General features: G+C 67.5%; 13 protein-coding genes. 7 read left to right on the top strand and 6 right to left on the bottom strand.

The features are described from left to right. The first annotated feature begins 85 nt into the window (after window positions 1-85). From HT102_RS03680 to HT102_RS03660, 5 genes are all read left to right on the top strand, one after another. The gene (locus HT102_RS03680) at window positions 86-1,171 is read left to right on the top strand and encodes an S-(hydroxymethyl)mycothiol dehydrogenase (RefSeq protein ID WP_192038079.1); all 1,086 of its coding nucleotides are present in this window, start codon (window positions 86-88) and stop codon (window positions 1,169-1,171) included. Further along, a complete protein-coding gene (locus tag HT102_RS03675) occupies window positions 1,168-1,800 on the top strand; it encodes an MBL fold metallo-hydrolase (RefSeq protein WP_192038078.1) in 633 nt (210 codons plus the stop codon). The genes HT102_RS03680 and HT102_RS03675 overlap by 4 nt, the downstream gene beginning before the upstream one ends. 162 nt (window positions 1,801-1,962) lie before the next feature. Next, on the top strand, window positions 1,963-2,394 hold the full coding sequence (locus HT102_RS03670) for a very short patch repair endonuclease (RefSeq protein WP_333473269.1): 432 nt from the start codon (window positions 1,963-1,965) through the stop codon (window positions 2,392-2,394). A 154-nt stretch (window positions 2,395-2,548) separates the two neighbouring features. Next, complete coding sequence (locus tag HT102_RS03665) at window positions 2,549-3,364, top strand: serine hydrolase domain-containing protein (RefSeq protein WP_192038408.1); 816 nt, start codon at window positions 2,549-2,551, stop codon at window positions 3,362-3,364. Between the two features lie 273 nt (window positions 3,365-3,637). Continuing rightward, complete coding sequence (locus HT102_RS03660) at window positions 3,638-4,138, top strand: DUF3145 domain-containing protein (protein ID WP_225443245.1); 501 nt, start codon at window positions 3,638-3,640, stop codon at window positions 4,136-4,138. On the opposite strand, the gene HT102_RS03655 is transcribed toward HT102_RS03660, so the two are convergent. The 6 genes from HT102_RS03655 to aceE form a co-directional block, all read right to left on the bottom strand. Next, window positions 4,139-5,590, bottom strand: a complete 1,452-nt coding sequence (locus HT102_RS03655; RefSeq protein WP_192038076.1) for an acyl-CoA carboxylase subunit beta — start codon at window positions 5,588-5,590, stop codon at window positions 4,139-4,141. It abuts the gene before it with no gap. A gap of 133 nt (window positions 5,591-5,723) precedes the next feature. Continuing rightward, window positions 5,724-6,995 (bottom strand): KasA/KasB family beta-ketoacyl-ACP synthase, encoded by a 1,272-nt coding sequence (locus tag HT102_RS03650; RefSeq protein ID WP_192038075.1) that lies wholly within the window; start codon window positions 6,993-6,995, stop codon window positions 5,724-5,726. Between the two features lie 2 nt (window positions 6,996-6,997). Then, window positions 6,998-7,297 (bottom strand): meromycolate extension acyl carrier protein AcpM, encoded by a 300-nt coding sequence (acpM, locus tag HT102_RS03645; protein ID WP_149361367.1) that lies wholly within the window; start codon window positions 7,295-7,297, stop codon window positions 6,998-7,000. A 55-nt stretch (window positions 7,298-7,352) separates the two neighbouring features. Further along, on the bottom strand, window positions 7,353-8,285 hold the full coding sequence (locus HT102_RS03640; protein ID WP_192038074.1) for an ACP S-malonyltransferase: 933 nt from the start codon (window positions 8,283-8,285) through the stop codon (window positions 7,353-7,355). Window positions 8,286-8,428: 143 nt separating this feature from the next. Continuing rightward, on the bottom strand, window positions 8,429-9,673 hold the full coding sequence (locus tag HT102_RS03635; protein ID WP_192038073.1) for a PucR family transcriptional regulator: 1,245 nt from the start codon (window positions 9,671-9,673) through the stop codon (window positions 8,429-8,431). After that, entirely contained in the window at window positions 9,670-12,465 is a 2,796-nt protein-coding gene (aceE, locus tag HT102_RS03630) for a pyruvate dehydrogenase (acetyl-transferring), homodimeric type (RefSeq protein ID WP_192038072.1), read from the bottom strand. The genes HT102_RS03635 and aceE overlap by 4 nt, the downstream gene beginning before the upstream one ends. A gap of 436 nt (window positions 12,466-12,901) precedes the next feature. Between aceE and HT102_RS03625 the strand changes: the two genes are divergently transcribed. Both HT102_RS03625 and HT102_RS15815 read left to right on the top strand, forming a co-directional pair. Next, a complete protein-coding gene (locus HT102_RS03625) occupies window positions 12,902-13,291 on the top strand; it encodes a DUF3052 domain-containing protein (protein ID WP_225443243.1) in 390 nt (129 codons plus the stop codon). Further along, on the top strand, window positions 13,288-13,523 hold a 236-nt coding region (locus HT102_RS15815), incomplete at its 3' end, for a redoxin domain-containing protein (RefSeq protein ID WP_225443208.1). The genes HT102_RS03625 and HT102_RS15815, both read left to right, overlap by 4 nt.

Raw genomic sequence — 13,523 nt, 5'->3', positions numbered from 1 at the left:
TCGCCGGGGCCAGCCGATGCCGCTAGCGTGGGGACCATGCGTTCATGCGCATGAATGCCAAGCCGGTGGAAGGAAGGGAACGACCATGCCGCAACAGGTGCGGGGCGTGATCGCTCGCGCGAAAGGCTCTCCCGTGGAGCTCGTGGACATCACCATCCCCGACCCAGGCCCGGGCGAGGTCGTCGTCGACATCGCAGCCTGTGGGGTCTGCCACACCGATCTGGCCTACCGGGACGACGGGATCAACGACGAGTTCCCCTTCCTCCTCGGCCACGAGGCCGCAGGGACCGTCGAGAGCGTCGGCGAGGGAGTGGAATCCGTCGCACCGGGTGATTTCGCGATCCTCAACTGGCGCGCCGTCTGCGGCCAATGCCGGGCGTGCAAGCGCGGGCGCCCCCAGTACTGCTTCGACACGTTCAACGCGGAGCAGCCCATGACGCTCGCCGACGGCACCGAGCTCACCCCGGCGCTGGGCATCGGCGCGTTCGCTGACAAGACACTCGTCCACGCCGGCCAGTGCACCAAGGTCGATCCCGCTGCCGATCCTGCCGTGGCGGGGCTACTTGGCTGCGGAGTGATGGCTGGTCTCGGAGCAGCCGTCAACACCGGCGGGGTGGCACGCGGGGACACCGTCGCCGTCATCGGCTGTGGTGGCGTGGGGGATGCCGCGATCATGGGCGCCTGGCTCGCTGGGGCACGCACCATCATCGCGGTGGACCGAGACCGACGGAAGCTCGACTGGGCGCGCGAGCTCGGCGCCACCCACGTCGTTGATGCGGGCTCCGCCGACGTCGTGGAAGCGGTGCAGCAGCTCACCGGAGGCTTCGGCGCGGACGTCGTGATCGATGCCGTGGGCCGGCCCGAGACCTGGAAGCAAGCCTTCTACGCGCGCGACCTCGCCGGGACAGTGGTGCTGGTGGGCGTGCCCACCCCGGACATGCGGCTGGAGATGCCGATGCTCGACTTCTTCTCCCACGGCGGCGCGCTGAAGTCATCCTGGTACGGCGACTGCCTGCCCGAGCGGGATTTCCCCGCGCTCGTCGACCTCTACCTGCAGGGGCGCCTGCCGCTGGAGAAGTTCGTCACCGAGCGCATCAGCCTTGATTCGGTCGAGAAAGCCTTCCACGCCATGCACGAGGGTGCAGTCCTGCGCTCGGTGGTGATCCTGTGAGCGGCACACTGCGGATCGACCACGTGACCACGTCCGGCACCTTCGAGCTCGACGGCGGCGCGTGGGACGTCGACAACAACATCTGGCTCGTCGGCGATGACGACGAGGTGATCATCATCGATGCGGCACATGTGGCCGCGCCCATCATCGACTCCGTGGATGGACGGCACGTGCGGGCGGTGATCTGCACCCACGGGCACAACGACCACGTCACCGTCGCCCCGGAGCTCTCCCGGAGGCTCGACGCGCCCATCCTGCTGCATCCCGGCGACGATCCGCTATGGCGGATGACTCATCCCGAGGAGCCCTACCGCGCCCTCGAGGACGAGCAGCGCATCGCGATCGCCGGCACCGACCTCGAAGTCATTCGCACTCCAGGGCACTCGCCCGGCTCGATCTGCCTCTACCTGCCCGAGGCTCGCACCCTCTTCTCGGGCGACACGCTGTTCTCCGGCGGACCTGGCGCCACCGGGCGATCATTCTCCGACTTCCCGACGATCATCCGCTCCCTCCGCGAACGCATCCTCACCCTGCCCGGCGAGACACGCGTGCACACCGGCCACGGCGAGGCCACCACTGTCGGCGGAGAAGCACCACACCTCGAGGAGTGGATCGCGCGCGGGCACTAGCTGGCCGCGGATTGGCTGCGCGAGTGTGCTCCGCTGGTTGGCTGCGCGAGTGTGCGATCTACGACACGGTTTCCGCGTGCGGGCGGCGTTTTTCGCACACTCGCGGGGTGGCGGGGTGCACCGGAGCGCACCCGAGACGCTTGCACGAGTGACACTGGAGGCGTGGCGGATTTCCTGACCCCGGCGGAACGCTCGGAGCGCATGGCGCGCATCCGTGGCAAGGATACGGGTCCGGAGCTCGCGCTGCGCCGCGCCCTGTTCGCCGAGGGCCTGCGCTACCGGGTGCGGTACCGCCCGTTCCCGGAAAATCGCCGCATGTCGGTCGATGTCGCGTTCACGCGGCTCCGGATCGCGGTTGAGGTGCGGGGCTGCTACTGGCACGGGTGCCCCGACCACTATCGGCAGGCCTCGAGCAACGTCACGTACTGGTCGGGCAAGATCGCGGGCAACGTGGCGCGCGATGAGCGCAAGGAGCGGCTGCTCGAGGAGCGCGGTTGGTCGCTGATCGTCGTGTGGGAGCACGAGCGGCTCGGCGATGCGGTGGAGCGCGTGCTCGGAGCGGTGCGGGAGGCGCGCGGCGCCGTCGAGAGCTAGCTCGTCCGCCAGTGGAAACTTTTCCCGCTTGGAGGGGGAAAAGTTTCCACCAGTGGTGGACCGCCCGCCCGCCAACCGCCCGCCCGCCAACCGCCCGCCCGCCAACCGCCCGCGACCCAACCAGGCGACGCAGCAACTGGCTACCCTGGTGGGCGTGGAGAGTCTTGCGCTGATCGAGGAATGGCCAGTGGATTTCGCGGCCGCTGCGGTGGTCTCCGATGATGGCATGGTGGGTTCGGTGGGCGATCCGGATCGTGTGGTGCCGTTGGCTTCGGTGACGAAACTGCTCGTGGCGTATGGGGTCCTGCTAGCAGTGGAGGAGGGCGCGATCGCCCTCGACCAGCCTGCGGGACCGCCGGGAGCGACGGTGCGGCACCTGCTGTCGCATGCCTCGGGGCTGGCTTTCGGGGAGCGGAATAGCGTCGCGGAGCCGGGTGCGAAGCGAATCTATTCGAGCGCGGGATTCGAGGTTCTCGCCGAATTGATTGAGAATGAGACGAATATCCGGTTCGCGGATTACTTGTCCGAGGGCGTGCTCGCCCCGCTGGGCATGGAGAGCACTCGCTTGGCCGGCCCAGCGGGACATGGGGCGGAGTCAACGCTGGCGGACCTGTCGGCGTTCGCGGGGGAGTTGCTCGCTCCACGATTGCTGGCTAGCGAGACTCTTAGCGCGGCAACACAAGTGGTGTTCCCTGAGCTCGATGGGATTGTCCCAGGATATGGGATGCAGCGGCCGTGCGACTGGGGGCTGGGCTTCGAGCTTCGCGGGGCCAAGCGCCCGCACTGGACCGGCTCTCGCAACACTTCGGCAACATTCGGGCATTTCGGTCAATCGGGAACGTTCCTCTGGGCCGATCCGCAGCCGCGAATTTCTCTCATCGTGTTGACTAATCGGGACTTCGGTGATTGGGCCAAGCCGAGGTGGCCGGAGCTGTCCGATGCCGTAGTTGAAGAAATCGCGAAGAAGTAACAAAAATCAGTCGAAACGCTAGCGAGACCGGCGACACGTGTGCACACTATCTTGCAACAGCAAGCGCTGTGCTAACGGGAAGCCCGGATTCACGGGTGGATCAGGCCGCGTTCGCTGGGGCCGCGCCGACGCGCGGTCCACGCAGCGGCACCAGTCCGGCATCGTCCGGGCCCGTGTCGTTGAGCATGCCACCGGATACTGGTGCGAGAGCCGTTTGGGGAAGACGTTTCTCGTCTGTTCCAGATACCGGAGGTGTTTTGAGTGTCGGCATTGATGCAGACCGCTGATGCGACTACGGGCGTTGTGCACGTCCACTCGTCGCCGACCGCCTTGTGCCCGCATGTGGACTGGGCGATCGCCGCGACCCTGGGCTGCCGCTCGCGCGTGCGCTGGTCGGCACAACCGGCCGCGGGCGGCGAGCTGCGCGCGACCATCAACTGGGTTGGCCCCGTGGGGACCGGCGCACGGATTGCCATGTCCTTGTCCGTCTGGGAGGACCTTCGCTTCGAGGTCACCGAGGACGCGAGCGAGGGCATCGATGGCGAGCGCTTCTGCCACACCCCTGCGCTGGGGCTGTGGCGCGGCACGATGAGCGCTAACGGCGACACGGTGATCGGCGAGATGCGCCTGCGCGCCCTCATGGCCGAGCGGGCCCACGACCTAGCGGCTGCGCTGGATGAAGCGATGGGCACGGACTGGGATGACGAGCTCGAGCCCTACCGGTTCGCTGGTGATGGCGCCGAGGTGACCTGGATCAGTCGCCGCGTTGGCTGATCACAACGGGATGTTCTTGTGGCGGCCCCGCTTGATCGGGGTCTCCGCGATGGCCTGCGCGATACGGCTGCGGGTCACGGATGGATCGATCTGCTCGTCAACGACACCGATGTCCATCGCGCGGCCGACACCGCCGGTGATGGCCTCGTGCTCCTCGGCGAGGCGCTGGTGCAGGGCCTCGCGCTCCTCCTCGGTGCCAGCGGCCGCGAGGGCGCGCTTGTGGAGGATGCCTACCGCGGCCTTGGCGCCCATGACGGCGACCTCGCCGCCCGGCCACGCGAACACCTTGGTCGCGCCGAGAGCGCGGGAGTTCATGGCGATGTAGGCGCCGCCGTAGGCCTTGCGCAGGACGAGCGTCACCCGGGGCACCGAGGCATCGGCGAAGGCATGCAGCAGCTTGGCGCCGCGGCGCACCACGCCCTCCCACTCCTGGCTCACTCCGGGCAGGTATCCGGGAACATCAACGAGGACGACGAGCGGCACACCGAACTGGTCGCAGATGCGCACGAAGCGCGCGGCCTTCTCGGCGCTCTCGGAGTTGAGGCAACCGCCAAGACGGAGCGGGTTGTTCGCGAGAACACCTACGGTGCGGCCACCGAGGCGACCGAATCCCACGACCACATTGGGCGCCCACTTGGCCTGCAGCTCGATGAAGCTCGACATCTGCTGGCCGTCGCCGGCATCGACCTGATCGAGCAGCTGGCGCACGATGGGATGGATGTCGTAGGCACGGCGGTTGGACTCGGGCAGCAGGGCGCGCAGGTCGGAATCGCCCCGGCGCGCGGCGTCGAGGTCCATCTCGCCCTGGTCGGCGAGCAGCGAGACGAGGCTGCGCGCCTGGTGCATCGCATCCATCTCGTCGGCTGCGGCGATGTGCGCGACCCCGGACTTGCGGGTGTGGGTGGCCGGGCCACCGAGGGCCTCCATGTCGACCTGCTCGCCGGTGACCGAGCGCACCACGTCCGGCCCGGTGACGAAGACGCGGCTATCCGGCGCCATGATGACGACGTCGGTCAGCGCGGGCCCGTAGGCGGCACCGCCGGCAGCGAATCCCAGCACCACGGAGATCTGGGGGATCACGCCGGAGGCGCGCACCATGGCCTCGAACATCAGGCCCACGGCGTGCAGTGCCTCGACTCCCTCGGCGAGGCGTGCACCACCGGAGTGCCACAGCCCTACGATGGGCACTTCCTCCTCGAGGGCGGTGTTGATCGCGTTGACGATGTGCGCGCAGCCATCCACGCCCATGGCGCCACCCATGATGGTGCCGTCGGTGCAGAAGGCGATGGTGCGCACCCCATCGACGCGGCCAGCGGCCGCGAGCACGCCGGAGTTGTCCCGGGCGTGGAGCAGGGTGATCGAACCGGGATCGAAGAATCGCTGCAAGCGGCCCATCGGGTCGCGCGGGTCGGGTGTGGTATCCCGTGTGGTCCTCGGCGCCAAGACGGTCATCGCTCCTCCAAATCCCAGTCCGGTCGAACTGCTTCGTTAGTTATGTCTGTTCTGTCTCGATATGTGTTACGTGGTGCTGCTCGTGCTGTTCGCTGACGCCGTTGGCAGCGAACGTCCGGGTGCGTGCCCGCGCCTAGGCGCGGCCAAACACGATCGAGACGTTGTGCCCGCCGAAGCCGAACGAGTTCTTGATGGCGATGTCGAACTGGCCGTAGCGGGGCTCGCCCGCGACCACATCGAGATCGACATCGGGGTCCTGGTTGTCGAGGTTGAGGGTCGGAGGAATCACTCCGTCCCGGATTGCCAGGATGGTCAGGATCGATTCGAGAGCGCCCACCGCTCCGATGGAGTGGCCGAGCGCTGACTTCGCCGCGTAGATGGCGGCGTGGTTGCCGACCGCGGAGTTGATCGCGCGTGCCTCGGCCACGTCGCCGACGGGCGTGGCAGTGGCGTGGGCATTGACGTGGCTCACGTCGCTGGCCTCCACGCCCGCGAGCGCCATCGCCTTGCGCATGGCCCTAGCGGCTCCGGTGCCCTCGGGCTCGGGCGCCACGATGTGGAACCCGTCCGAGGTGATGCCCGCGCCGAGCACGCGCGCGTGGATCGTTGCTCCTCGCGCCCGGGCGAAGTCCTCCCGCTCGAGGATGAGGACCGCGCCGGCCTCGCCGAAGACGAACCCGTCCCGGTCCTTGTCGAACGGGCGCGAGGCACCCTTGGGATCGTCGTTGCGCGTGCTCATGGCACGCATCATCGCGAACCCGGCGATCGCCATGGGCTGTAGCTGCGACTCGACGCCACCGGTGATGATGACATCGGCCTCGCCGTCCCGGATCATGCGCCAGGCCTGCGCGATGGCCTCGCTGCCGGATGCGCAGGCGGAGACCGGCGTGTGGACGCCTGCCTGGGCGCCGTACTCGAGAGCGATGGTGGCGGCGGGCCCGTTCGGCATCATCATCGGCACGGCCATCGGGGAGACCTTGCGGGCCCCGCCCTCCAGCATGGCGACGTGCGAGTTGACGATCGTGTCGTAGCCACCGATGCCGGTGCCGAGCACGACAGCGAGGCGCTCCTTGTCGACCTCCGGGCTGCCCGCGTGCGCCCAGGCATTACGGCCCTGGACGAGCGCGAGCTGCTCGACGAAGTCCATCCGGCGCACCTGCACCTTGGTCAGTGACTCCTCGGGCCGGACCTTGAGCCGCCCACCGATCGTTACTGGCATGCCGAGTTTCTCGACCCAGGGATCGGTGAGCGTCTCGATGCCGCTCTCGCCCGCGAGCAGGCTCTTCCAGGTGCCATCGATATCGCCAGCGAGCGACGTGGTCGCGGCGATGCCGGTGACGACAACGGAAGGCCGGGTGGAGCTGGTGGACCCGGTGCTTGTGGACGTAGTAGCGGAATCAGTCACGGTCAGTTCTCGCTAGCACCCTTGAGGGCATCGGTGTTGACGCCTTCAACACCCTCGGCCTCGAGCTTCTGGATGTAGGAGACGGCATCGCCGACGGTGCGCAGCGAGGCGAGGTCCTCGTCGGGGATCTTGATGCCGTACTTGTCCTCGGTCTGAACGGCGATCTCCACCATCGACAGGGAGTCGATATCAAGGTCGTCAACGAAGGACTTCTCGATCGTCACCTCGGACGGCTCGATGCCCGTGACCTCTTCGATGATCGAGGCAAGGCCGGTGACGATATCTTCCTGGGTTGCGGCCATGGAATATGGCTCCCTTCTCATTTTTCTTCTCGTTGGAGTTGGCGATATTGAGTTGTCAGTCGGCGAGATCGAAGCGGGCTTCGATCTCGTCGAGGTCCTGTGGGGTGTTGATGGCCAGCTGGGGCACGCCGCGCATGGTGCGCTTCGCGATCCCGGCGAGCGTGCCCGCCGGGGCCAGCTCGGCCAGGCCTGCCGCGCCGCTATCGCGGATCGTGTCACTGCACAGGTCCCAGCGCACGGGACGTGTGATCTGGGCGACGATCCGGTCGAGCGCTTCGCTTCCCGACCGCACGGGCTGCCCGTCCGCGTTGGACAGCAGGGTCCGGCGCGGATCCTCGGTGGCGATGTCCGCCGCGGCCTCGGCCACCGCGTCCTGGGCGGGTGCCATGAACTCGGTGTGGAACGCTCCCGCGACAGCGAGGGGGCGCAGCTTGGCGCGCTCGGGCGGGTTCTCCGCCAGCTTGGCGAGCGCCTCCATCGGCCCGGCCGCCACGATCTGCCCGGGGGCATTGCGGTTGGCCGGGGTGAGGCCCAGCTCGGCGAGGCGGGCAAGGACATCGTCCTCCGCGCCACCGAGCACCGCGGTCATGCCGGTCTCGACGGCCGCGCATGCCTTGGCCATCTCGCGGCCGCGCAGGGCAGCGAGGGCGACGGCGTCGTCGCTCGAGATGACCCCGGCCATCGCGGCCGCAGCGAGCTCCCCGACCGAGTGGCCGGCCACGATGCCGCCGAGCTCGGGGAGCTTGTCGAGCAAGCCGCGCTGGGCGATCTCCTCGAACGCGATCAGTGCCGATGCGACTACCAGTGGCTGGGTGACGGCGGTGTCAGTGATCTCGTCGGCCTCGGCGACGGTGCCGAGGCGCACGAGATCGAGCCCAGCGGCCTTGGACCACTGGGCAACCCGGTCATGCACCGAGGGCAGCTCGAGCCATGGCGCGAGCATGCCTGGCTTCTGCGAGCCTTGTCCTGGGGCGAGTAGTGCTATCACGTGCTCCAGGGAACACCCTCGAGGCCTGTTTCTCAGGTGTTTTTAAGCACCAACCTTGGGGCAATAGTTTGTGGGAACCCTACAAACGGGTCCTGTAAGGCCAGGCATCGCCAGCACCGCTGGGAACGTTACAGAGAACTTTTTCACAATGTTACGGAAGTGATGTCTGGGAACTGGAGTAACGGTTCAGCATCAGAGCGCATCAATCGACCCACGGATTCCGCCACGCGAAGTACATACGCATCCCTGGGATTGTTCGGCTCGAGGCCCGTGATCTCCGCGATCTTCTTCAACCGGTACCGCACCGTATTGGGATGAACGAACAAAGCCCGGGCGCATGCTTCCACCGCGCCACCGGCATCGAGGTACACGTCCAGCGTCTCGCTCAGCGAGTTCGCAGCCTTGGCCAGCGGGGTCACGATCTGCGTATTGAGCGCCCGCACCGCATGGGCGTCGCCAAGCAGCGCCCGCTCGGGCAGCAAGTCCGATGCCAGCGCCGGCCGGGGAGCCATCCGCCACCCCGGTGCCGCGCGCAACGCGATGTTCGCCTCGCGCCAGCTCGTGTGCGCTGTCGACAACGAGGGGGCGGTCGGGCCGATCACCACATGGCTGTCCGAGAATGCCTCGAGCAGGTCCGAGATGAATTCCCCGCGCACCGGAACCTCGCCATTGATGATCGCCACCAGGGTCGATCCCTGCACCACCGAGAGCGCCGAGCGGCGGTGCTTCTCCGCCGCCGCGTGCACCGTCGACACCGCCGACACCCCGCTGTCCGGTGGTGGGGTACCTACAATCACCGTCGCGGGGGCGTTCGCCTCCCAGTTCAGCGTCGCGGCCCGTGACAGCATCGACGAATCAGAGTCGCCGCGCACCACCGCATCGACCACGAGGGCCTCGAGCCGGGTGTCCCACGCGCCCCGCGATTCCGCTGCTGTCGCGTAGACCGCCGCGGCCGCGAAGCCGACCTCCACCCGGTAGCGCAGGACCGCCACGGTCAAGGCCTGGAGCTGTTGATCATTGCGGGTGATCCGGGACAAGTAGTTCTCGAAGAACTCCATGGCCACCCGCACCATCTCCACCGTCTGCCGCAGCGTCACCCCGCGCGCCAGATCGTTGGGGACCACGCGGAAGGAGTCCACCGTCTTCCAGATGTCGCGGTCCGGGTCCTTCATCCAGTCCACGAAGTTCGACACCGCGTTCTGCACCAGCAAGTGCACGGTCGAGCGCTGCTCGGCATCAAGATCGGCGAAGAAGTCGAGCTGCTCCTGCATCGACTTGACCGCCTCGGTGGAGAGCCGGCCCGAGTATTGCTTGAGTCGTCGCAGCAGCGCGTCGGAGAGCGGGTTGTCCGCGCTCGGAACGCGCGGCGGCCGTGCCGTGCTCGTCATGCCACCCCAGGATCGGTCGTCTGCTCCGAGACCCCGGCCACGTCGTCGATCCGGTAGCGGCGGGCAGCCTCGGCCGCGCGCTCCCGGTCAAGATCCCCGTTCTCGGCCAGCGCGAGCAGCACGCCGACCACGATCGACTCGGCATCGATGTTGAAGAACCGCCGCGCGGCTGGGCGCGTGTCCGAGAAGCCGAAGCCATCCGCCCCGAGCGTCACGTAGTGCCCCGGGACCCAGGTGCGGATCTGGTCGGGCACCGCGCTCTCGAAGTCCGAGACGCCCACGAAGGGTCCTTCCGAGTCGCCCAGCGCCGCCGTCACGAACGCCCCCGCCTTATCGGTTCCCGGATCCCGCAGCGCGGCGTCCTCGCAGCGGCGACCGTCTCGCCGCAGCTCGGTCCAGGACGTCACCGACCACACGTCCGCGGCAACATCCCACTCGCTCGCGAGGATCTCCTGCGCGCGCAGGGCCCACGGCACCGAGACCCCCGAGGCCAGGATGCTCGCCCGCTTCCCGCCGCTCGTGGCGGGGGAGTAGCAGTGCATGCCCCGTAGCAGCGCCTCCACGTCAAGGCCCTCCGGCTCGGCGGGCTGCACGAACGGCTCGTTGTACAGGGTGATGTAGTAGTAGATGTTCTCCGGCTCGGGCCCGAACATGCGGCGCAGGCCGTCCTTGACGATGTGCGCGATCTCGAACGAGAACGCCGGATCGTAGGTCACCACCGCCGGGTTGGTCGAGGCGAGCGTGAGCGAATGCCCATCCGCGTGCTGCAGGCCCTCGCCCGTCAACGTCGTGCGGCCCGCGGTGGCGCCGAGGATGAAGCCCCTGGTCATCTGGTCGGCTGCCGCCCAGAAGCTGTCACCGGTGCGCTGGAACCCGAACATCGAGTAGAAGATGTAGATCGGGATCATCGGCTCGTCGTGCGTCGCGTACGCGGTGCCAGCGGCGATGAACGACCCGGCCGAGCCCGCCTCATTGATCCCCTCGTGCAGGATCTGCCCGCGCTCCGACTCCTTGTAGGCCAGCATCAGTTCCGCATCCACCGAGGTATACAGCTGCCCATGCCGGTTGTAGATCTTCAAGGTCGGGAACCACGAGTCCATGCCGAAGGTTCGTGCCTCGTCCGGGATGATCGGCACGATCCGCTTGCCGATCTCGTCATCGCGCAGCAGCTCCTTGAACAAGCGCACGACCGCCATCGTCGTGGCCACGTCCTGCTTGCCCGATCCCTTGCGGATCGACGCATACGGCTTGTCGCCCGGCAGCTTCAGCTCCCGCGCCCTGGTGCGCCGCTGCGGCACGAACCCGCCGAGCTGCTCGCGCCGCTCGAGCAGGTACTTGATCTCCGGTGCATCCTCGCCCGGGTGGTAATAGGGCGGCAGGTACGGGTCCTTCTCCAGCTCCTCGTCGCTGATCGGGATGCGCTGCGTATCGCGGAAATGCTTCAGGTCATCGAGCGTCAGCTTCTTCATCTGGTGCGTCGCGTTGCGCGCCTCGAAGTGCTCGCCGAGAGCGTAGCCCTTGATCGTGTGCGCCAGGATCACCGTCGGCTGGCCAGTGTGCTCCGTCGCCGCGCGGTACGCCGCATACACCTTGCGATAGTCATGCCCGCCGCGCTTGAGGTTCCAGATCTCGGCATCGGAGAGATCCTCCACCAGCGCCTTCGTGCGCGGATCACGACCAAAGAAGTGCTCCCGGACGTAGCCGCCATCGTTGGCCTTGTAGGTCTGGAAATCACCGTCGGGCGTGGTGTTCATCAGGTTCACCAGCGCCCCGTCCTTGTCCGCGTAGAACAAGCGGTCCCACTCGCGGCCCCAGATCACCTTGATCACATGCCAGCCCGCTCCCCGGAAGAACGACTCCAGCTCCTGGATGATCTTGCCATTGCCGCGTACCGGGCCATCGAGCCGCTGCAGGTTGCAGTTGATCACGAATGTCAGGTTGTCCAGGCCCTCCATCGCTGCCACATGCACCAGCCCCCGCGACTCCGGCTCATCCATCTCGCCATCGCCGAGGAAGGCCCACACGTGCTGGTCCGAGGTGTCCTTGATGCCGCGGTCCCGCAGGTAGTGGTTGAAGCGTGCCTGGTAGATCGCGTTCATCGGGCCGAGGCCCATCGAGACCGTCGGGAACTCCCAGAAATCCGGCATCAGGCGCGGGTGCGGGTACGACGGCAGGCCGCCGCCCGCGCCGCGATGACTGTGCTCCTGCCGGAATCCGTCGAGCTGCTCGGCGGTCAGCCGGCCCTCGAGGAACGCGCGAGCATAGATCCCCGGCGAGGCATGGCCCTGGATGAAGATGTGGTCGCCGCCGCCCGGGTGGTCCTTCCCGCGGAAGAAATGATTGAAGCCGACCTCGTACAGCGCCGCAGAGGACGCATACGTCGAGATGTGCCCGCCGACGCCGACGCCCGGCCGCTGCGCCCGGTGCACCATGATCGCCGCGTTCCAGCGGATCCATGCCCGGTATCGCCGCTCGACGTCCTCATCACCAGGGAAGGCTGGCTCGAGCTCCGTGGTGATGGTGTTCACGTAATCGGTCGACGTCAGCGCCGGGACCGCGACACGCCGCTCGTTCGCGCGCTCGAGCAGCCTCAGCAGCAAGTACCTGGCCCGATCCGGCGTCGAATGCTCGAGCATCCCATCGAAGGACTCCAGCCACTCCGACGTCTCCTCCGGATCGATATCCGGCAAGTACGATGCGATCCCTTCCCGGATCACCCGCACGCGATCCCGATCCCGTGATACACCATCGCTCGATGACTGCTCAGGCACTCGATCACTCCTTGTGGGCATGTACCTCGTGGACAACCGCGACGCCCCGCGGTTCGCAGCGCGGCCCGGCCTATGACCCACATTACTTTCGCGACCACCCCCGGTGCAGGGCCACAGCGAAAACACCACGCCCAGCGGCCTCCAGCACGCGCCCAGCGGCCCGCCCGCACCGCAAACGACGACAGCACCACCCCCAAGCCGGTAGGGTGACCTCCGTGAAGCAGGAGCACGAACACCATCCCCCCGGCACGCCCCGCCAGGACAGTGCCATCGCGCGACAAGCCGCGCCGCACGCCGCAGCGGGAATCGGTACAGCGGGAACCGGAACAGCGAGCGCACCACGCTGCTGACAAACCAGCCCCCGCACCGCACAATGATCACGGGACCAGCACACCCAGGCACAGAAGCAGGAGGACATACGAACGTGGCCGGGACGGACACTCGGAACTACGCACAAATGCTGGGCATCACCCAGGGAATGATCGTCCAGGAGATCGGCTGGGACGACGATGCCAGCGAGGAGATCCGCGACTCGATCGAGGAGACCTGTGGCGACGAGCTCCTCGACGAGGACACCGACGAGGTAATCGACATCGTCCTCCTGTGGTGGCGCGACGGCGATGGAGACCTCATCGACGAGCTCGTGGATGCCATCGGCCCGCTCTCGGAGGATGGCGCCATCTGGGTGCTCACCCCCAAGACCGGCACCCCCGGATATGTCGAGCCCAGTGAGATCGCGGAGTCCGCGCCCACGGCCGGACTCACCCAGACCTCCACCGTCAACCTCGGAGCCTGGACCGGAGCACGCCTCGAGCAGCCCCGCGCCAAGGCCGGAAAGCGGCAATGAGCCCCAGCTCACCCAGCCAGGGCGAGGAACGCTCGCCCGCTGTGGGGGACCTTGCCCCCGGTTTCGCCCTGCGCGACCAGAACAACCAGCACATCGAGCTCGCCAGCTACCGGGGCCGCAAGAACGTCCTTCTCGTGTTCTTCCCCCTTGCCTACACCGGCACCTGCCAGGGCGAGGTAGGGCAGATCCGCGACAACATCGACACCTTCCGGAACGACACCACCGAGATCCT

The organism is Lolliginicoccus lacisalsi (genome assembly GCF_014841105.1).
Lineage (GTDB): Bacteria > Actinomycetota > Actinomycetes > Mycobacteriales > Mycobacteriaceae > Lolliginicoccus > Lolliginicoccus lacisalsi.
This window is presented reverse-complemented; position numbering and strand designations above follow the sequence as displayed.

What these genes read in the sequence shown, in the direction of transcription:
- HT102_RS03680 (WP_192038079.1), top strand. Translation starts at nt 86, where the DNA reads ATGCCGCAACAGGTGCGGGGCGTGATCGCTCGCGCGAAAGGCTCTCCC.
- HT102_RS03660 (WP_225443245.1), top strand. Translation starts at nt 3,638, where the DNA reads ATGCAGACCGCTGATGCGACTACGGGCGTTGTGCACGTCCACTCGTCG.
- HT102_RS03655 (WP_192038076.1), bottom strand. Translation starts at nt 5,590, where the DNA reads ATGACCGTCTTGGCGCCGAGGACCACACGGGATACCACACCCGACCCG.
- acpM (WP_149361367.1), bottom strand. Translation starts at nt 7,297, where the DNA reads ATGGCCGCAACCCAGGAAGATATCGTCACCGGCCTTGCCTCGATCATC.
- HT102_RS03635 (WP_192038073.1), bottom strand. Translation starts at nt 9,673, where the DNA reads ATGACGAGCACGGCACGGCCGCCGCGCGTTCCGAGCGCGGACAACCCG.
- aceE (WP_192038072.1), bottom strand. Translation starts at nt 12,465, where the DNA reads ATGCCCACAAGGAGTGATCGAGTGCCTGAGCAGTCATCGAGCGATGGT.
- HT102_RS03625 (WP_225443243.1), top strand. Translation starts at nt 12,902, where the DNA reads ATGCTGGGCATCACCCAGGGAATGATCGTCCAGGAGATCGGCTGGGAC.